This window comes from Marinobacter sp. bablab_jr008 (genome assembly GCF_016464145.1).
Lineage (GTDB): Bacteria > Pseudomonadota > Gammaproteobacteria > Pseudomonadales > Oleiphilaceae > Marinobacter > Marinobacter nauticus.
Genome location: NZ_JACDWW010000010.1, coordinates 12,543 through 30,389 on the forward strand (window position 1 = coordinate 12,543; position 17,847 = coordinate 30,389).

18 protein-coding genes are annotated in these 17,847 nt (G+C 59.9%); 11 read left to right on the forward strand and 7 right to left on the reverse strand.

What is annotated here, in order from left to right:
- The first annotated feature begins 56 nt into the window (after nucleotides 1-56).
- The 8 genes from JIF53_RS00190 (at nucleotide 57) to slmA (ending at nucleotide 6,159) form a co-directional block, all read left to right on the forward strand.
- Nucleotides 57-1,400 carry a peptidylprolyl isomerase gene (locus JIF53_RS00190; protein ID WP_199451548.1) on the forward strand — a complete coding sequence of 448 codons (1,344 nt, stop codon included), beginning with the start codon at nucleotides 57-59 and terminating at the stop codon, nucleotides 1,398-1,400.
- Nucleotides 1,397-2,407 carry a 4-hydroxythreonine-4-phosphate dehydrogenase PdxA gene (gene pdxA, locus JIF53_RS00195; RefSeq protein ID WP_199451549.1) on the forward strand — a complete coding sequence of 337 codons (1,011 nt, stop codon included), beginning with the start codon at nucleotides 1,397-1,399 and terminating at the stop codon, nucleotides 2,405-2,407. Before JIF53_RS00190 ends, pdxA begins: the two co-directional genes overlap by 4 nt.
- Nucleotides 2,404-3,234, forward strand: coding sequence for a 16S rRNA (adenine(1518)-N(6)/adenine(1519)-N(6))-dimethyltransferase RsmA (gene rsmA, locus JIF53_RS00200; protein ID WP_023009542.1), 831 nt, complete (start codon nucleotides 2,404-2,406; stop codon nucleotides 3,232-3,234). Before pdxA ends, rsmA begins: the two co-directional genes overlap by 4 nt.
- Nucleotides 3,227-4,030 (forward strand): symmetrical bis(5'-nucleosyl)-tetraphosphatase, encoded by an 804-nt coding sequence (locus JIF53_RS00205; RefSeq protein ID WP_199451550.1) that lies wholly within the window; start codon nucleotides 3,227-3,229, stop codon nucleotides 4,028-4,030. The genes rsmA and JIF53_RS00205 overlap by 8 nt, the downstream gene beginning before the upstream one ends.
- A complete protein-coding gene (locus JIF53_RS00210; RefSeq protein ID WP_199451551.1) occupies nucleotides 4,017-4,415 on the forward strand; it encodes a DUF423 domain-containing protein in 399 nt (132 codons plus the stop codon). Before JIF53_RS00205 ends, JIF53_RS00210 begins: the two co-directional genes overlap by 14 nt.
- A 17-nt stretch (nucleotides 4,416-4,432) precedes the next feature.
- Nucleotides 4,433-4,633 carry a sulfur carrier protein ThiS gene (thiS, locus tag JIF53_RS00215; protein ID WP_153740204.1) on the forward strand — a complete coding sequence of 67 codons (201 nt, stop codon included), beginning with the start codon at nucleotides 4,433-4,435 and terminating at the stop codon, nucleotides 4,631-4,633.
- 59 nt (nucleotides 4,634-4,692) lie between these two features.
- Complete coding sequence (locus JIF53_RS00220; RefSeq protein ID WP_199451552.1) at nucleotides 4,693-5,502, forward strand: thiazole synthase; 810 nt, start codon at nucleotides 4,693-4,695, stop codon at nucleotides 5,500-5,502.
- A 69-nt stretch (nucleotides 5,503-5,571) separates the two neighbouring features.
- Entirely contained in the window at nucleotides 5,572-6,159 is a 588-nt protein-coding gene (gene slmA, locus JIF53_RS00225) for a nucleoid occlusion factor SlmA (protein ID WP_023009546.1), read from the forward strand.
- A 184-nt stretch (nucleotides 6,160-6,343) separates the two neighbouring features.
- Here slmA and JIF53_RS00230 read toward each other — a convergent pair whose 3' ends face one another.
- The 3 genes from JIF53_RS00230 to JIF53_RS00240 form a co-directional block, all read right to left on the reverse strand.
- Nucleotides 6,344-7,168, reverse strand: coding sequence for an inositol monophosphatase family protein (locus tag JIF53_RS00230; protein ID WP_023009547.1), 825 nt, complete (start codon nucleotides 7,166-7,168; stop codon nucleotides 6,344-6,346).
- A 52-nt stretch (nucleotides 7,169-7,220) separates the two neighbouring features.
- Nucleotides 7,221-8,516 (reverse strand): pyridoxal phosphate-dependent aminotransferase, encoded by a 1,296-nt coding sequence (locus JIF53_RS00235; RefSeq protein WP_114433752.1) that lies wholly within the window; start codon nucleotides 8,514-8,516, stop codon nucleotides 7,221-7,223.
- Nucleotides 8,517-8,640: 124 nt separating this feature from the next.
- Nucleotides 8,641-9,960: a substrate-binding domain-containing protein gene (locus JIF53_RS00240; RefSeq protein WP_153740202.1), complete on the reverse strand. Its 1,320-nt coding sequence runs from the start codon at nucleotides 9,958-9,960 to the stop codon at nucleotides 8,641-8,643.
- 212 nt (nucleotides 9,961-10,172) lie between these two features.
- Here JIF53_RS00240 and JIF53_RS00245 point away from each other — a divergent pair, with 212 nt between their 5' ends.
- Complete coding sequence (locus JIF53_RS00245) at nucleotides 10,173-10,832, forward strand: response regulator transcription factor (RefSeq protein WP_153740201.1); 660 nt, start codon at nucleotides 10,173-10,175, stop codon at nucleotides 10,830-10,832.
- Here JIF53_RS00245 and JIF53_RS00250 read toward each other — a convergent pair.
- From JIF53_RS00250 to JIF53_RS00265, 4 genes are all read right to left on the reverse strand, one after another.
- Nucleotides 10,765-12,147, reverse strand: a complete 1,383-nt coding sequence (locus JIF53_RS00250; protein WP_206769444.1) for a sensor histidine kinase — start codon at nucleotides 12,145-12,147, stop codon at nucleotides 10,765-10,767. The genes JIF53_RS00245 and JIF53_RS00250 overlap by 68 nt on opposite strands.
- A gap of 79 nt (nucleotides 12,148-12,226) precedes the next feature.
- Entirely contained in the window at nucleotides 12,227-13,309 is a 1,083-nt protein-coding gene (locus JIF53_RS00255) for a lipase secretion chaperone (RefSeq protein ID WP_199451554.1), read from the reverse strand.
- Between the two features lie 7 nt (nucleotides 13,310-13,316).
- Nucleotides 13,317-14,243, reverse strand: coding sequence for an esterase/lipase family protein (locus JIF53_RS00260; RefSeq protein WP_199451555.1), 927 nt, complete (start codon nucleotides 14,241-14,243; stop codon nucleotides 13,317-13,319).
- A 111-nt stretch (nucleotides 14,244-14,354) separates the two neighbouring features.
- Nucleotides 14,355-14,666 carry a DUF3301 domain-containing protein gene (locus JIF53_RS00265; RefSeq protein ID WP_023009553.1) on the reverse strand — a complete coding sequence of 104 codons (312 nt, stop codon included), beginning with the start codon at nucleotides 14,664-14,666 and terminating at the stop codon, nucleotides 14,355-14,357.
- A 253-nt stretch (nucleotides 14,667-14,919) separates the two neighbouring features.
- Here JIF53_RS00265 and JIF53_RS00270 point away from each other — a divergent pair, with 253 nt between their 5' ends.
- A complete protein-coding gene (locus JIF53_RS00270; protein ID WP_199451556.1) occupies nucleotides 14,920-16,578 on the forward strand; it encodes a putative bifunctional diguanylate cyclase/phosphodiesterase in 1,659 nt (552 codons plus the stop codon).
- A gap of 118 nt (nucleotides 16,579-16,696) precedes the next feature.
- Nucleotides 16,697-17,662, forward strand: coding sequence for a helix-turn-helix domain-containing protein (locus JIF53_RS00275; RefSeq protein WP_199451557.1), 966 nt, complete (start codon nucleotides 16,697-16,699; stop codon nucleotides 17,660-17,662).
- Nucleotides 17,663-17,847 lie beyond the last annotated feature (185 nt).

A 17,847-nucleotide genomic window follows, 5' to 3' on the forward strand; every position in this document is an offset into this window, starting at 1 on the left:
CCGAATCTGCAGGCCGACCCGGCTGCGATCACGATTTTACAAACCAAGAGGTGATTATGAAGGCGACTGTCCGCCACGGACTGACAATTCTGCTGACACTGGCCATGGTGGTGCTGTCAGTGACTGCTCAGGCCGAACGAAAACTGCTGGACCGTGTAGTTGCGATCGTGGATGACGAGGTGATCCTGCAGAGTGAACTGGATGCCCGTATCAATACCATTGTTGGTCGCCTGAGCGCGCAGGGCACAGGCCTGCCGCCCCGGGAGCTGCTTGAGCAGCGGGTACTGGACCAACTGATTCAGGAATCCCTGCAGCTGCAGATGGCTGACCAGATGGGCATGCGCATCAGCGACAACGAGCTGAACGAAACCCTGGCCAGTATTGCCCGCAGCAACGGCATGACCCTGGCCGAATTCGAGGGCCAGCTGGCGGAAGAGGGCGTGACCTATCAGCAGGCCCGGGAGCAGATCCGCAACGAAATGCTGACCAGCCGGGTGCAGCAGCGTCGCGTTGGCAACCGGGTGCGCGTTACCGACCGGGAAGTGGAAAACTATCTCCAGGCCCAGCAAGCCAATGGCAGTACTGATGCCGAATATCGCCTGGCCTATATCTTTATCGAAGTTGACGACCCGGCCAGCGAAGCGTCGGTGGATGAGGCCCGGGAGACAGCACAGGCCTTGCGCCAGCAGATTGCCAATGGCCGGGACTTCCGGGAAGTAGCGGTTGCCGAATCCGATGCCAGCAACGCCCTGGAAGGGGGCGACATGGGCTGGCGATCTGAAAGCCAGTTGCCCTCACTGGTCGCACCGGTGGTACCGGATCTGGAAGTTGGTGAGCCTTCGCAGGTGCTGGAAAACAACAGTGGTTTCCATCTGGTGATGGTGATGGACAAGCGCGGCGGTGAGCAGCAGCAATTCATCCAGCAGCACCGGGTCCGGCATATCCTGGTACGGCCTTCCGAAGCGGTGACCGATGTGCAGGCGGAGCAGCGCATTCGCGAGATCTACCAGCAGTTGCAGGATGGCGCCGACTTTGCCGACCTGGCCCGTGAACGCTCGGACGATCCGGTCTCCGGCTCAGACGGCGGCAACCTGGGCTGGGTAAGCCCGGGCCAGATGGTGCCCGCTTTTGAAGAAGCCATGAACCAGGCGCAGGTGGGCGAATATTTCGGGCCTTTCCGGTCCCAGTTTGGCTGGCACATCCTGCAGGTGGAGGAGCGCCGGCGCCAGGACGTGACCGAACAGAATCGCGAGTCCCAGGCTCGCCAGGCCATCTACATGCGGAAATTCGAGCTGGAACTGCAGAACTGGCTGCGTGAGATTCGGGACGAAGCCTTTGTCGAGTTCAAAGGTGAATATGCCGATATGAACCCGGAAAGAGAGGAAGCAAGCCCGTCATGAGCACACCGGTGATCCTGGCACTCACTGCCGGCGAACCGGCCGGCATCGGCCCGGAACTGTGCCTGCAACTGGCAACCGGGAACCGGGAAGCTGGTCTGGTGGTGATTGCCAGCCGCGAGCTGCTGCGGGACAGGGCCAGCCAGCTTGGACTTCAGGTTGAGCTGCATGAATGGCAGCCGGGTGTGGCGGCAGAAAACCGGGCGGGTCATTTATCGGTACGGCATGTTGAAGGTTGTGGTTCTACGGTCGCCGGCCAGCTTGATCAGGGCAACAGTCAGTACGTGCTGGACACCCTGACCATCGCCGCCCGGGGTTGCCTGAATGGCGATTTCGACGGCATGGTGACTGCACCTGTGCACAAGGGCGTTATTAACGAAGCCGGCATCGCCTTCAGTGGCCACACCGAATTCCTGCAGGCGCTGTGTGGTGTGGAACGGGTGGTGATGATGCTGGCCACGGAAGAACTGCGGGTGGCATTGGTGACCACCCACTTACCCCTGAAAGACGTCTCCGCAGCCATTACAGCGGAACGGCTGACTCAGGTGACGCGCATTCTGAATGCCGACCTGAAAACCTTTTTCGGTATTGATCAGCCGCGCATTCTGGTGGCCGGCCTGAATCCTCACGCCGGTGAAGGGGGCCATCTGGGCCGGGAAGAAATCGAGGTGATCGAGCCGACCCTCGAACAGCTGCGGGCCGAGGGAATTCAACTGACCGGGCCGTTGCCGGCAGACACCCTGTTCACCCCGCACTGGCTCGACAATGCCGATGCGGTACTGGCCATGTATCACGATCAGGGTCTGCCGGTACTGAAATTCCAGGGCTTTGGCCGGGCCGTTAATATCACGCTGGGCTTGCCCATTGTCCGTACCTCGGTTGACCATGGCACTGCCCTGGACCTGGCTGGTACCGGCAAGGCCGATGCTGGCAGCCTGCATACCGCTATCCGTGTGGGCGAGCAGATGGCCCGCTGCCGTAAAGCCGCACGGGCCGGAGAACTCTCATGAGCAACAAACACGGGCATCAGGCCCGTAAACGGTTTGGTCAGAACTTCCTGCATGATCCGGGCGTGATAGAACGCATCGTGCGCGCGATCAATCCCAAGCCGGAAGACTCGATTGTTGAAATCGGCCCCGGTCTGGGGGCTATTACCGAAGAAATCCTGGCCATCAATCCTCGTTTGCAGGTGGTCGAGCTGGACCGTGACCTGATTCCGGTGCTGCGCACCAAGTTCTTCAACTACCCGGAATTCCGGATACACGAGGCCGACGCCCTCAGTTTCGATTTCAGCCAGTTAGTGAGTGACCGGCCTCTGCGCATTGTCGGCAACCTGCCCTATAACATCTCCACCCCGCTGATTTTTCATCTGCTGTCCCAGAGCGGTGTGGTGCAGGACATGCACTTCATGTTGCAGAAAGAAGTGGTGCAGCGGCTGGCGGCGGTACCGGGTGACAACAATTACGGCCGCCTGGGTATCATGGCCCAGTATTTCTGCAAGGTGCAGCCGCTGTTTGAAGTAGGCCCTGGCGCTTTCCGCCCGGCCCCGAAAGTGGACTCCGCCATTGTCCGCCTGGTGCCCCACAAGGAACTGCCCTATCCCGCGAAAGACCTGAAAACGCTGCAGGCAGTGGTGCGCACCGCCTTCAATGCCCGCCGCAAAACCCTGCGCAAGGCGCTGGCGGCGATGGTAACCGTGGAACAGCTGCAGTCCCTTGGCATCAACGATGGCCTGCGCCCGGAAAATCTGGGCCTGGCCGACTATGTCAGGATTGCGGATTTGCTGGCAGACACTGGTAAGCTGCCGGCAGAGGACAACGAGGTAAGTGATGACTGACTACGCCATTGGCGATATTCAGGGTTGCTACGACCGCCTGCGGGACGTGCTGGCAAAAGTCGATTTTTCGCCCTCCCGTGATCGGCTCTGGGTGGCCGGTGATCTGATTAACCGCGGGCCGTCATCGCTGGAAACCCTGCGCTACATCGAAAGCCTGGGCGATGCCGCTGTGGTGGTATTGGGCAACCACGACCTGCACCTGCTGGCAGTCGCGCTTGGCGGCCACAGCCCGAAGCGCAAGGATACCCTGCATGACATTCTGGACGCACCCGATCACGACCGGCTGATCCAGTGGCTGCGCCAGCAGCATCTTTGCGTGCACGACGCCGGCCGAAACCTGGTGATGGCCCATGCTGGCCTGCCGCACATCTGGAGTGTGGAGCAGGCCGTGGCCTGTGCTCGGGAAGTGGAAGCAGTGATCCGGGGCGACCAGGCGGGCGAATATTTCAGCCAAATGTATGGCAATCAGCCTGAAGCCTGGTGTGATACCCTCACCGGTATGGATCGCTGGCGAGTGATTACCAACTATTTTACCCGCATGCGCTTTATTGCCAGCGATGGCCGTCTGGAGCTGGCCACCAAAGAGTCGGCCGATCGGGCGCCTGAGGGCTTTGCCCCCTGGTTTACCTATCCCCGTCAGGACGATGTGAAAGTGGTGTTCGGCCACTGGGCTGCCCTGGAAGGCAACACCGGCAGCGACCGGTTTATCGGGCTAGACACCGGCTGTGTATGGGGCGGCGCCCTGACCATGATGAATCTGGATACCGGAGAGAAAATTCACTGTGATTGCGGCTGACCCCGGAGCCCGGATTGTACGCTGGGCACTTGTCGCCGGTGCAGTCGCCGGCCTGCTGGCCGTTATGGCCGGCGCTTTCGGTGCTCATGGTCTGCGCCATGTGGTGTCTGAACGCGGCCTTGAGGTGTTCCAGACGGCTGTCAGCTACCAGATGTACCATGCCCTGGCCTTGCTGGCCGGGAGCCTGATGCCGGCGCTGGGCCTGCCGCGAAAGCTGCTGACCCTGGCCTGTGGCTTCTGGCTTGCCGGTATGCTGTTGTTCAGTGGCAGTCTCTACCTGCTGGTGCTGACAGGAATCCATTGGCTGGGCCCGGTGACACCGGTGGGCGGCGTCTGTTTTATGGTGGGCTGGGTGTTGCTGATGGTCGCAGCCCTGAAGAAGTAACGGAGGCAATGCTAACCATGTTGGTACAGGTGAATGGCGAGGCGATGGAACTCCCGAAAGGAGCGACCATTGCCGCCCTGATAGAACAACTCACCCTGACCGGGAAACGCCTGGCGGTGGAGGTAAACGAAGACATTGTGCCCCGCAGCCAGCACCCGCAGTTCACCCTGAGCGAGGGTGATCGGGTGGAAGTGGTCCATGCCATCGGTGGCGGTTGATACGTCACCAGAGCCAGGCTTTTCCCGCTCTTACTTTATCCAGATAACTCAGGCAGGTTATGACAGAGACACCAGAGATTCAGCTCCCCGAAGACAAACCCCTGGAAATCGCCGGCAAGGTGTACCAGTCCCGCTTGCTGGTGGGTACTGGCAAATATCACGATTTGATGGAAACCGGCCATGCCATCGAGGCCAGTGGCGCCGAGATCGTGACTGTGGCGGTACGCCGTACCAACCTGGGCCAGAACCCGGATGAACCCAACCTGCTGGACGTGATTTCCCCGGAAAGCTACACCATCCTGCCCAATACCGCTGGCTGCTACACCGCCAAAGATGCGGTCCGCACCTGCAAGCTGGCCCGGGAACTGCTGGATGGTCACGACCTGGTCAAACTGGAAGTGCTGGGCGAACACAAGACCCTGTACCCCAACATGCCGGAAACCCTGGTCGCGGCCGAAGAGCTGATCAAGGATGGCTTCAAGGTAATGGTGTACTGCTCGGACGACCCTCTGCTGGCCATGCGCCTGGAAGAAATGGGCTGCGTGGCCATCATGCCTCTGGGGGCGCCGATTGGCTCCGGCCTGGGTATCCAGAACCGCTACAACATCCGGCTGATTGTCGAGAACGCCAAGGTGCCGGTGCTGGTGGATGCGGGTGTTGGTACGGCCTCGGATGCCACTATCGCCATGGAGCTGGGCTGTGACGGCGTGCTGATGAACACCGCGATCGCCCAGGCCAAAGATCCGATCAGAATGGCCAATGCCATGCGCCTGGCCATCGAATCCGGCCGTGAAGCCTACCTGTCCGGTCGTATGCCCAAGAAGCTGTATGCCAGTGCCTCGTCACCGATCGACGGCACTTTTTTCTGAAAAGTCCCTCCCTTGCCGGGGAGGGCATATAAAACCAAAACCAGAATTTCAGAGCGCTGTAGTCCTGTCATGACCAACCAGAAACCCAGTCGCCGGGAGTCTATTCTCCAGGCGCTAGTCGAGCTGTTGCAAAGCGATCCCGGTGCCCGAATCACCACGGCTGGCCTGGCCAAAACCGTGGGCGTTACCGAAGCGGCCCTGTACCGGCATTTTCCCAGCAAGCGCAAAATGTTTGAGGCGCTGATCGAATTTGCCGAGGAGGCGGTGTTTTCCCGTTGCCAGGTGATTCTGCAGGAGCAGGAGGATGTGCGCGTGCGCCTGCAGCAACTGTCGCATCTGGTGCTGGTGTTTGCCGAGCGTAATCCGGGCCTGTGTTGTGTGCTGACTGGCGATGCGCTGATGGGGGAGGATGAATCCCTGAGAAAGCGGGCATCCCAGTTTTTCGAGCGGCTGGAAACCCAGATTCGCCAGACCCTGAAAGAAGGCGAAATCCGCCAGGGACTGCGGCCCAGAACCACGGCTGCCCGTGGTGCGGACTTTGTCATGGTGTTCGTGGAAGGCCGGATTCAGCGCTTTGTACGGTCTTCGTTTTCGCGCTTGCCGACGAGTGATTTCGACGAGGCCTGGGGGCTGGTGTCCGAAGCGGTCTGGGGATAAAGGTTGGGAGGTGGTGTACCCCTAGCCTGATGGTTTTGGAGAATGGCACTGGCTGGAAGCCCTTTCCCGAAACCGCTACAAGCACATCCCTGTGCGCTTCTCTCCGGCCATCCATGGCCTCCGAAATTTCGGGAAAGGGCTTCCAGCCAGTGCCGGTCGTGCCTCGGTGAAATGTCGATAAAACTCAGTCGTAACCCGAAGCAGTCCGCAGAATTGAGCGCACTGGCGCCCACACGGCCGGCGCCGAGATGAGAATATCCCGTCCATAGAGATCCGCCGGATAGCCTTCCGGTACTTCCCCAAAATGGCCTACCGTAGCGCCGGCTTCTTTGGCGATCAGGCGGGCGGCGGCGAAGTCCCAGGGGCTGACGTTTTCGTAGTAGATGTCCAGCCGGCCACAGGCCACCCAGCAGATGTCCAGAGCGGCTGAGCCGATCCGGCGCAGGTCTCGGCACTGGTGAATCATGGCGTCCAGGCGGCGTACCAGGGGTTCCAGGTTGTCCTTGGTGTAGGGAAAACCGGTGGCGAACAGCGATTGCCTGGGGTTGGTCGCGCCGCTGTGGCGGATAGGCTGGTTATTCAGTGTGGCGCCTTCGCCCTCGGTGGCCCGGAAGGTTTCGCCCGGAAACGGCGCGTGCACAACGCCCACCCGCACTTTGCCCTTCTCGGCGTAGGCAATGGACACCGCAACCTGCGGATGGCCGTAAGCGTAGTTCACCGTGCCGTCGATGGGATCGACTATCCACAATGGCGTTTCCAGCTCTTCCGCCTGGGACAGATCCGGCATGGTTTCCTCAGAGAGGATGCGGTGGTGGGGGAAGCGTTCGCGGATGGTGCCGGTGATGAATTCGTCGGCCATCACGTCGGCGTGGGTGACCAGTTCGGTCTGGTGTTTGTAGTCGGTGCGCAGGGTGTTTTCTTCCCGCTCGTGGCGGATCAATTCGCCGGCTTCGCGGGCCAGGGCTTCGGTGAAATCGGTGATTTCCTGGAGAGAAACTGAGTCAGACATGGCACCCCCGCGGTTTTTGAAACTGTGAGGGTGCCAGTCTAGCACGGCAGGTTTACAGGCTGTTCAGCCACTTCTCCATTTTATCCATGGCCAGCACCAGTTTTGGGCAGGCCTGCTGGACAAAGCTGTCATCCAGTTCCTGATCGGCGTAATCGCCACCGGCCAGGTTCAGGGCCGCGGTACCGTCGAAATCGACAAATGCCAAACGGGCGCCGAGGTGGTCCGGTACAAAGCCGAAATCACTGGAGGGCAGGATCGCGACGCCGGTATTCGCCAGCAGGGCGGTGCAGAAGGCCTGGGAAGTCTTGATGTCCTTGCGGGCCAATTGGTCGCGGAAACCGGAGAAGTCCGGGAACAGGTAGAACGCACCTTCGGGCTTCTGAACCACCGCGCCCATGTCGGTCAGACGGCGATGCATGTATTCACCCACCACTTTCAGCACCCGGCGCGACTGAACCAGGTATTCCTCAATATCCTCACCACCATTGAAAGCAGCAATGGCCGCATGCTGGATGGGGGCACTGGTGGCGGTGTAGGTTTCGCTGGCGATGATTGCCATGGCGTCCTGCAGTGGCCTCAGCTCGGGCGGGAAGATAAAGGTGCCCAGGCGCCAGCCGCCGGCGCCGGCCCACTTGGACAGGCCGGTGCTGATGATGGTGCCTTCCGGGTAGTAGCGGGCAATGGACTTGTGCTTGCCCTCAAAGTGCACTTCTCCGTAGATCTCGTCTGAGAGCAGGATCAGCTTGTACTTGCGGGCCACGTTGGCGATGGCCAGCAGCTGGTCGTCGGTGTAGGTGCAACCGGTGGGGTTGGACGGGTAGTTGAGAATCAGGATTCGCGGGCGCGACGGGTCGTCCCGGCAGATAATGTCCAGTTCCTCGGCGGTCAGCTGCCAGTTGTTCTCAGCGTGGGTCGGCAGCCAGTGCACCGAGCGACCGATGATGCGGGCCTGGGGCGCGTAGGACACCCAGCTCGGGCGCGGGATCAGCAGGTCGCCGTAGTAGGCCAGCTGCAGCATGAACAGCAGCTCTTTGGAGCCCGGGCCGATCAGCACGTCTTCCCAGGTACAGCGCATGCGTTCGCTCCGGTTGATGTAGCCGGCGATGGCTTCACGCAGGCCCTTCAGACCTTTGACCGGCAGATAGTCCTTTTCGTGGGCGTGCTCCTTGAGGGCGTCGACCACGCGATCCGGTACCGGGAACGGCGACTGCCCCAGCCCCAGTTTGATGATGTCCTTGCCTTCGGAACGGAGCTGGTTACTGAGCTCGTTGATGCGCAGGGTGGCGGAGGGCTGGATGCCCCGTACGTTCAGGTTAATCGCGTAACGGTGGTCGTTTTTTATGTCCATTGTCCCGGTCTGTTGGTTGGAGGGTGACAACGGCAGTATAGGAAACCCAAACATATCTGTGATGGGGGTGCGGATAGGGGATTGCCGAAGTCTGCAGGCAGACTTTGGTCGAATCCCCGGCTGGTCAGGGGTTCTTGATCCAGACTTCTACCCGGCCATTGCGCAGGTTTCCCTTGCCGCCAACGGGCATGTAGTGGCCATAACCTGTGTAGGCGACGTTCGCCACACCTGCCTGGCCCAGTGCCTTGCGCACCGACAACGCTCTCAGCTCGGAAATCATCTGGGCCCGAAGTTCGTGACTCTGTGCATCTGCAAAACCGATCAACAGCAGATCACTGGCGTCGCGATTGTGCTGTCGCAGGTAATGCTTCACCCGTAGCAGATCCCGCTGGGCCTTGTTGTCGAGCTTGGTGCGGGCTTCGGCAAAGCGGAAATTGACGGTCAGGCGCTGGTAATTGCTGGTCAGTCGCCGGAAGCTCTCTGGTACGGAGGTGTCGAATTCCGGTTTTACCGCGATCGGATTCTGGGAAATAAACCCGGATTCGGCCACCAGGTTCTGGCCATCCTCTTCCAGTGCATAGTCGATCAGGCCTTTGGCGAAAGTCGGTGTTCTATCTCCCATGGTATACATGAACAGTCGGCGGGAGAGTGGGTAGTCTTCGCTGGCAACCGTGAGCTGATTCGGTTTCAGGGCCGGGGCATTGCCTTCGGAAATCGCCAGCAGTTTGCTGTTGCGCACCGAGGCCAGGCCGGAGAAGCCGATACCACCGGGATCGCGGGACACGTCATCGGACAGCTGGTCGTTGGATTCGTAGCGTTTGGCGGATTCGTCCAGGCGGTAGCTTTTACCCAGAACCAGGGATTTAAAGGTATCCCAGGTGCCAGAACGATCATCCCGGGCGTAGAGCCGTATTGGCCGGTCCGGCCCGCCAAGTTCCGACCAGTTGCGAATCTGGCCAGCGAAAATGCGCCCGAGCGTATCGATACTCATGGCATTGATAGGGTTCTCGGGGTGCACCAGTACGGCAAGGCCATCAATAGCGATGACATGCTCACTTTCAAGGGCCGTCAGGTCGGCCTTCTGGCGAACCTGTTCCGCCTCAGCGGCTTTGACCGGTCGGGAGGATGCCCAGATCTGCGCCTGACCGCTGGCCAGGGTGCGGAAGCCGGTGCTGGAGCCGTGGGCGGCCACCAGAACACTGATGGGACCCTGTTCGGTCTCGGTCAGCAGAATCTGCTCGTTCTCGGTGCCCGTAGCCCGGCGACTGACCGACCCATTACCCTGCTGTGCCAGATAGCCGCTTACCAGCATGGGTGCCAGTGTGGCGCCGACGGTGTTGGAGCCGTGAATTTCCAGCTCATGGGCGTAGGCGCTGGCGCAGAGACTGGCGCTTGCAAGCAGTGCCAGCCAGTGGCCGGCGGTCTTCCTTGTGAAATCAGGCATCGTGTTGAAAACCTTTTCAGATCAGATGGTTGTGATGCCGGAAGGATGCTTCAGAAATATGACATTTATGTTTCAGGCGAGATCAGTTGGCGCGAAAGGTTCAATACTTTTGTAATAAAGTGTTAAGCAGGCCGCTGAGGCGCCGGGCTTGCTGGCTTATAGTGGGGTGTCCGCAGTAACAAAAACAAACACAAACACAGCGGGGCACTATCATGCATGTGACATCGCTCCGGCATGGCTCATCTTCGGAAGAACATCATCGAACCGCAGCCTTTGAGAAGGTTTTGCTGGTCGATGACCACGCCCTGTTTGCGCAGGCGCTGGCGGGCCTGATCCGGCAGGAGGAACTGGCGCTCTCGGTGGTCACGGTGGGCACGCTGGAGGACGCGGCCGAGCAACTGGTCCATGGCACCGGGGTCGATCTGGTATTGCTTGACCTGGCACTTAACGGAGAAGCCGGACTTTCGCTGTTGCCGCGTCTGGCTGGCTTGCGGAACACCCCGCCGGTGGTGATTATCTCCAGCAGTGAGGACGAAAGCACCGTCAGGGCCGTGCGAACGGCCGGGGCGGCGGGGTTTCTGGCCAAATCGGCCGGCCGGGCGGCACTGGTTCGTATGATGCAATCGGTACGGCGGGGGCAGGGCTATTTCCCCGGGGGTATGGCGCCTCTGGTGTCGGAGACCCCGTTAACACCACGTCAGCTCGAAGTGCTGACGCTCCTCGCCCAGGGGTTTCCCAACAAACGCATCTGCCAGAGCTTGGGCCTGACCGAACACACGGTCAAAACCCACCTGAAAGCGATCTTTACCCAACTGGGGGTGCACAATCGGACTGAATGCGTGAACCGGGCCCGGGCCCTGGGCTGGTTGTAACAGCAATCGGCAGTGCCACCCAGAATACCGCTCCCCGGCCCGAAGATGATTCGGTTCCACATTGCCCGCCCATGAGCCGGGAGAATTCGCGCACGATGGTCAGGCCCAGCCCGAGCCCCGCCTGGTGGCTGGCACCGGCACGGATGTAGGGGTCGAAGACCTGTGTGTGCAGACTTTCCGGCAGCCCACGCCCGTCATCGCACACCCGGATGCGGGCCCAGTTCCCGGTGGTGACCGTGTTGACCTGAATGCGCTGGCCACCACTGTGGTCGGCGGCATTGATGACCAGGTTCTGCAATACTCGCAACAGCAAGCTGGGATCCGCGGTCAAGGCCAGCCCGGGCTCGGCCGGGGCAATGTCCAGGCGGATGTCGCGACGGGACAAGGTGTCTGACAGCAGATCTTCAAGCTCCTGCAACGTATGGTTCAGTTGCACAGGCTGGAGCTCCGGCTGAATCATGCCCTCGTTCAGTCGGGCGCTGTCGAACACCGTTCCCAGCAGATTACGGAGCTGGCCCACGGTATCACGAAGCTGATTCATCACCTCGGAGTGTTCGCGTTCAGGTTGCAGCGTTTCCAGCGTCAGGTCGATGACATTCAGGGGTTGGCGAAGATCATGGCTGGCCGCGGTAATCAGCTCGGTTTTCCGACGGCTTTCGTCCCTGGCGGACTGGTGTAACAGATCCAGTAACTGGCGGTCGAGAAAGTGGGCCCGGTGACGGTACTCGCTGATCCAGGCGCCCACCATACCGATGACATTCGCCGTCATCAGAAAAAACAGATTGGTGAGGGTGGCGGTGGCGGGGTTGCCGGCCCAGAGCTCGGCCAGCAGGTAGGCCCACACCAGAACAAAGGACGCCACCGATGCGGAGACAAACGGCAGTCCCATGGCAAAGTACCCGAACATCAGCATGAGTATCATGCCCTCATAAGGCAGGGGGTAGCTGTGCCAGCGGGCAGCCAGGATAATGGCAATGACGCTCAGGCCTCCGGCGATATAGGCAAACACATACAGGCGCTCGAAGCGGAGGTCGTTGGGGGTTTTCCGGTGGGCTAGCCAGAGAACCAGGGCGATGATCGGGCAGGTAATGGCCAGTCTTATTCCAGCCGTGAAACGGGCCAGCTCGGCTGGCAGGGTCATCAGGTCTACCAGGGCGTACACCAGAAAGAGCAGCAGACCAGCGATAGATGCCAGTCTCGCCCGTTGGCGGATTAACGCAGAACGCGCTTTGCGGTAGTCGGCTTCCAGTGCCGGCACAAAACGCAGGGTCTGGAAGCCTCTGGCCTGTTGCTGTTGGATTTGTTCGGCCGTCATGGTCGGGATATCCACGGAACACAAGCTCCGATTCTAGAACGCTCTGGCTCCGGATTTCGGGAGCCAGAGCACAGAGTGGTCAGCTTTGGTTCAGCATTCTGAGTCGGGCCCAGGTTCGGCTCTGTTCATCGGGGAAGTATTGCTCCAGCAGGGCATCCTTGTGTTTCTGACGATCTGCTCCGGCCAGGCCTTCCAGATCCTCGGCGTCAACAGCCTGTTCGAACTCGGAAAACTGCTGATCAAAACTTTCACGTTGTTTAAGGTAACTGACGACCCCTTCGGCACTTTCCGGGTCCATGCCCAGCTCCACCAGCTTCCGGCCGGCGGCTTCCGGTGATTCGGTATTCTCCAGGGCAGACAGTCGGGCCTGATGCTCGCGGGTTTCGCTCTGCAGTCGTTGCTCGGTTGCCTGAAGCGACTCCGGCAGCTGTTTGCGGTGCCATTCAATCAGCGCCTGTTTGCCTTGATCGGAAAGATCTTCCCGCTGCTGGATACTCATGGCCGCCAGGGTGTACTCGCTGTAGGCCTCTTCCTCGCCGAAAAACGCCTGATGTGCGTCCGGGCTGAAGGTCGAACGGCGCAGTTGTTTCAGGCTGCTCAGGGCATCGCCGAGGGCGGTTAGCTGGTAGCCAGGGTCGTGTTGTCGGCTCGGATCCAGTTCCGTCTGCATCAGCTGTAACGCAGCCTGCTTGTAAGCCAGGTATTGGTCGAGCAGTACCATGGCATCGCTGGCGGCCGGCTCCGGTAGATAGTTGCGGGCCAGGGACTGGATCTGTCCGATGGCGGCCTCCGGTGAGACTTCACCCACGGCGCTCAGGAAGTAATCGAAGAAGTCGCGAACGCCAAGGTCCAGAATCAACTCGCCGTTGCGGTCTGCCTTGAGGGCGCCGTCGATATCCGTGCCGGCCAGGGAACGGGCAAAGTTCTGGTCGGGAAGCCTGGTGGGTGTCTGGTGTGGCGGTTCCTTATTGGAAGGAACCGGGGCCAATGCCTGGGTGACCGCCGGTGGCGTGACAGCAGGCGCACTGGCAAAGGTTTTTGCCGGGCCTGGCCTGGGTTCTGAATCCGGTGCCTGCCAGTACCAGAGGCCGCTGCTGGCCATAATGGCCAGCAGGGCAACGGGAAGCGGCCACCGCAGTTTCCGGGTGGACTGGTGCTTCATAACCACCTCACAGACCGCGGTTTTTCAGACGGTTGGCCTGGCTGCGGTAGAGTGAGACCGGGTTGGTCCAGAGAGAACGGGCGCCCAGCAGATGGTTGATGGCATCAACGTGGTTCATGTCGTAGTGGGTGCCGATGACATTGCCCATCATGGTGGCGCAGACGCCGACCAGACCATCATTGGGCTCGCTGCCAAAGGCCAGGGAGGTCACGCCCAGGAACGGATCGGTAATGTCGAACACGTTGGTCCATACGGCGCGTCCGGTCCAGGAGAAAAACTTGATCTTCTGGCCGCTGATCCAGACATCTTCGCTGGTACCCGCGCAGGCATTACGATTAACCCCTTTCCAACCCAGGGCGTTGTTCAGGCTGGTGGTGCCCGGAGTGGTCAGGGTTTCCAGGGCGGCAATACCATCCTGGGGGTTGCTGGCTCCGGACAGGGCATTAATCAGCCCGCCCAGGGCGTTGGCAATGGCGTCGGCGCCACCTTCAACATAACTGCCGGGAGGGATGATGCCCCGGATAACGTCAGCGACTTTGGAGCCTTTGTTCACGCCGTCAATCGACGTGACCGAGGCAATCTTGTGGGGAATCAGGGCCGCTGCCACCCGGGAGGTGGGAGCACCCTGACTGTGCGCCATCAGATTGACCTTGCTGTGGCCCAGGCTGTTGACGTAGTTGGCCAGTTGCTGGCCACGCTGTTCGCTGCTGTTCACGAAGGACACGCTGGCGGTATAGACCTTTGCGCCACTGCGTTCAAGGTTCCAGGGAATGGTGTGGAAGTAGTTGATCAGACCGCCAAGGGTATTGAAGCCGGTTACACCGTGCACCAGCACAATCGGATGACGGGTCTGGGTGTAGCTGGCGTGGCTCAGTACCGAGAACACCAGCATGAGAATTCCGGCCACAAGCCGGACGGGCATGGCAAAACGCATAGATGACTCCTGTTGTTTTTGTTGGTTGTCGACATGCAACAGGGAGTATCGCGGACGAACACGGGTGCCGGTAATCGCCCATTTGGGTGAGGCGGCTCCGGTGACAGTCGGTCAGAATCGGTGCGGTTCAAGTTCGGTGTGAATGATGCTCTGGCCAAGCATGATGATACGGCCGGTGTAACGCTCTTCGCCGGTGGTGGTGAAGTCGAACAGGAAACGCCGCCACACTCGCAGTTTTCCGTTCTGATCGCGCTTGAACCAGAGTCCGCGCAGATAAACGGCGTCGTCCAGCAGCATTACGTCCATGGATTTGCAGTACCGGTGAGCAGCCTGCAAGACAAAGTCTTTGATGGCTTTGGCCCGCCACCAGTACCAGATGGCGAAACCGGCGACAAACAGCCAGAAGAGGGTTGCTAGGGTCAAGGCACGGGGAATCCTGTGGGTGATTGCGACAGGGGTGGAGGCTCCACCCCGGCGAATCGCCAGACTACCCTATTGTGCCGGCTCAGGAAATTGCCGGGCCGGGGCTTTGGGCCCTCGTACAGTGGATCCTACGCTTCACCTTTGTCAAAAGCGAAGGGTGTTTGCAAAATATGGATAGGTTTGCGACGGTTTCTGCTTATGCTGGAACAAAGCGCCTGCTCGAAGCAGGCGGCGCACGGAAGGTATTTGGCGTATGCAGGCGTTGACAGAACAGGACTTCAAAGCCCTGGTGGATAATCATCCGCGAGCCATCATGCTTTCAACTCCGGACGCAGTCATTACCTATGTGAACCGGATGTTCCAGGCCGTGACCGGCTACCGCCCAGAAGAAGTCCTGGGCCGGGCACCGTCGGTGCTCAGTTCCGGACTGCACTCGCCGGAGTTCTATCAGGCCATGTGGGAAAGCCTGAATGAGAGCGGTCGATGGGAAGGCCTGATCTGGAACCGGCGCAAGAGCGGCGAGAACTATCCCCAGTGGCTGACCATCTACCCGGTGGACTATCAGGGCAAGCGCCTGTACGCCGGTGTGTTCATGGATGTGGGTGAGCTGGCTGCCAGCGAGGAACGACTGGCGACCCTGGCCTATTATGATCCCCTCACGGAACTGCCCAACCGTTCATTGTTCCAGGAATTCCTGAAGGCCCGGGTCAACCAGCGTAAAGACACCGCTGATCTGTTTGCGGTGCTTTATATCGACCTGGACTTTTTCAAGTCTGTGAACGACTTGCATGGCCACGATTGTGGCGACCGGGTGCTGCAACAGGCTGCGGCCTGTATCCAGGCCGTGGTTCGCAAGGGCGATGTGATTGCCCGGCTATCGGGGGATGAGTTTGCCGCCATCATCGAACTGGATACCGAAGATCAACTGAAAGCGGTGTGTGAGCGCATGACCCATGTGTTCCGGGCACCCGTGATGGTGGAGCACCGGGAATATTTTCTCTCCGCCTCGGTGGGCGCCGCTATCTATCCGAATCACGGCGAGACCGCGGGTGAATTGCTGCAGAATGCCGACCGGGCCATGTATACCGCGAAACTGGCCGGGCGGGCCTGCTACCGGATCTACAGTGCGAGCGAAATCCAGCATGGCCAGCAGCAACAACGGCTGTCCGAAGCCCTTGTGGCTTCCCTGAAGGTGGCGCCGGAGGAATTCTCGGTGGTGTACCAGCCCCAGTACGATCTCGCCACCGGCGCCATGGCCGGCATGGAAGCTCTGCTGCGCTGGCAGCACCCTGAGCTGGGGTCAGTATCACCGGGAGAGTTTGTCCCGGTGGCCGAGCAGCGCGGGCACATTCACGAACTGACCGAGCAACTGATCCGATGCATCCGTCGGGATCTGGAGGCTTGTGCTGTCGATCATGGCCGAGGTCGACGCCTGGCCATCAATATTTCTGCCCGCCAGATCGCTGATGGCCGGCTGGATGGATTGTTGGAGCCTTTCTTCGAACGGGTTCGACAGGTTGGCTGGCAGCCGGAAATCGAGATTACTGAAACCCACCTGATGAACCTGTCACGCCGTTGCCTGGACAAACTCCGGGAATTTGGTGACAAGGGGGTGGTGGTTGCCATTGACGACTTTGGTACCGGATATTCCTCGCTGGCGTATCTGCATGCTTTACCTGTAAACGTGCTCAAGATTGATCAGCAGTTCGTCCAGCGGCTGGGGCAGGACGGCAGGGATTCACGGATTGTGTCAGCCATTCTGGCCATCGCCGAGGCGCTGAGTCTGGAGGTGGTAGCGGAGGGCATCGAGACCGAGATTCAGAAACGCAAGCTCCAGGAATTGAACTGTCACCGTGGCCAGGGCTACCTGATGGCCCGGCCGTCCCCCCTGGATGAGCTGCCACTGGATTGATAAGAATCAATTAACAGGCAAACTCCGTCCCGTTTCTTGCCGTTTTGCAAGATTTGGCTAGGGGTTTGCGGCACGCTGGCTTAAAACAGCAAGCTCACTCACTGCCTGTTCACGCTGTATGCGCAATCTCACTGCCAAACCGGATCTGGATGCCTACCTTCGACTCAATCGCGCTGCAGCCGGCGAATGGCAGGCGGCTATCCGTGAGTTGCTGGCCTGTGATGACGTTGGTCTCACTCTTGAGCGGCCGCAAACTGTTGCTGGGTCGCTGTCTTCCCTGAGTGTTGATCGTGGGGTCGTGTGTGCCCTGGATCTGGCCCAGGATGCCGAGGTGCATCTGTGCGGACTGCCTGGGACATTGCTGGTGGTGCCGGTATCGGGGCAGTGCGATGTATTGGTGAATGGCGATTGCGGACAGCCGGCTTTCCCGATGGCCGCCATCACCTCCAGCCAGGCAATTTCCGTGCGCGCCTGCGGGCAGTCCCGGCTGATTCTGTTAAACCCGGAACAATGGTGCGGCAGCGCCAGGCCAGGGCAGAGGGTGTTAGCCTGGATGGCGGAACGGGTGAATCACTTTCTGTTGCGCTCCTACTTCTTCCAGGATCACAACGATGCCTGCGCTGCGGCCGACAGCCTGTTTGACGAACTGGACAACATCGCCCGAGAGGGTGGTTGTGAACCCAACGAAACGCCCCCAGAGCTCGATCGCCGGCTTCTTCGGGTTATCGACAAAATCCGCATGGAGCCCGCCTGGGAGTTCGATTTGCAGGAGCTGGCAAACCATTCCGGGGTCAGCGAGCGCAATCTGTATTATCTGATGAAGCGGGAAACCGGAATGACCCCCTACCGTTTCTACCAGCGCTGTCGGTTGATCCGGGTACGGCGCAGGCTGGTGGATTGCCAGTGTGATGTGCCCCATATTTCCTGGTACGCCGCCGATGAGGGATTTTCACATCTGGGGCGGTTTGCTGCGCTGTACCGGGAACATTTCGGTGAGTTGCCCAGCGAGACCGTCCAGTGGCGCCGCCGTCTGCAGACGGGAGAGGCAGCGTTGGAAGCGCCGGACAGGATCGTTGCTTCCTGACAAAAAAAGCCCGACATGACGCCATGCCGGGCTTTTTTGTGTTGCTTGACCCGTCCTGAATAAGGTTTACACCTTCTCACTGGAAATTGTGGAGGGTGTTATGAACACGAAGAGGCGGAGGAGTCAGCGAGATTATTCCCTGGCCTTTAAATTGGCGGTGGTAGGCCAGGTTGAAAAAGGCGAGA

Excerpts from the sequence above, each read along its gene's own strand:
- slmA (WP_023009546.1), top strand. The coding sequence starts at position 5,572 with ATGACCAACCAGAAACCCAGTCGCCGGGAGTCTATTCTCCAGGCGCTA.
- rsmA (WP_023009542.1), top strand. The coding sequence starts at position 2,404 with ATGAGCAACAAACACGGGCATCAGGCCCGTAAACGGTTTGGTCAGAAC.
- JIF53_RS00190 (WP_199451548.1), top strand. The coding sequence starts at position 57 with ATGAAGGCGACTGTCCGCCACGGACTGACAATTCTGCTGACACTGGCC.
- JIF53_RS00270 (WP_199451556.1), top strand. The coding sequence starts at position 14,920 with ATGCAGGCGTTGACAGAACAGGACTTCAAAGCCCTGGTGGATAATCAT.
- JIF53_RS00255 (WP_199451554.1), bottom strand. The coding sequence starts at position 13,309 with ATGAAGCACCAGTCCACCCGGAAACTGCGGTGGCCGCTTCCCGTTGCC.
- JIF53_RS00220 (WP_199451552.1), top strand. The coding sequence starts at position 4,693 with ATGACAGAGACACCAGAGATTCAGCTCCCCGAAGACAAACCCCTGGAA.
- thiS (WP_153740204.1), top strand. The coding sequence starts at position 4,433 with ATGTTGGTACAGGTGAATGGCGAGGCGATGGAACTCCCGAAAGGAGCG.
- JIF53_RS00235 (WP_114433752.1), bottom strand. The coding sequence starts at position 8,516 with ATGGACATAAAAAACGACCACCGTTACGCGATTAACCTGAACGTACGG.
- JIF53_RS00245 (WP_153740201.1), top strand. The coding sequence starts at position 10,173 with ATGCATGTGACATCGCTCCGGCATGGCTCATCTTCGGAAGAACATCAT.
- JIF53_RS00250 (WP_206769444.1), bottom strand. The coding sequence starts at position 12,147 with ATGACGGCCGAACAAATCCAACAGCAACAGGCCAGAGGCTTCCAGACC.
- JIF53_RS00260 (WP_199451555.1), bottom strand. The coding sequence starts at position 14,243 with ATGCGTTTTGCCATGCCCGTCCGGCTTGTGGCCGGAATTCTCATGCTG.
- JIF53_RS00230 (WP_023009547.1), bottom strand. The coding sequence starts at position 7,168 with ATGTCTGACTCAGTTTCTCTCCAGGAAATCACCGATTTCACCGAAGCC.
- pdxA (WP_199451549.1), top strand. The coding sequence starts at position 1,397 with ATGAGCACACCGGTGATCCTGGCACTCACTGCCGGCGAACCGGCCGGC.
- JIF53_RS00240 (WP_153740202.1), bottom strand. The coding sequence starts at position 9,960 with ATGCCTGATTTCACAAGGAAGACCGCCGGCCACTGGCTGGCACTGCTT.
- JIF53_RS00275 (WP_199451557.1), top strand. The coding sequence starts at position 16,697 with ATGCGCAATCTCACTGCCAAACCGGATCTGGATGCCTACCTTCGACTC.
- JIF53_RS00205 (WP_199451550.1), top strand. The coding sequence starts at position 3,227 with ATGACTGACTACGCCATTGGCGATATTCAGGGTTGCTACGACCGCCTG.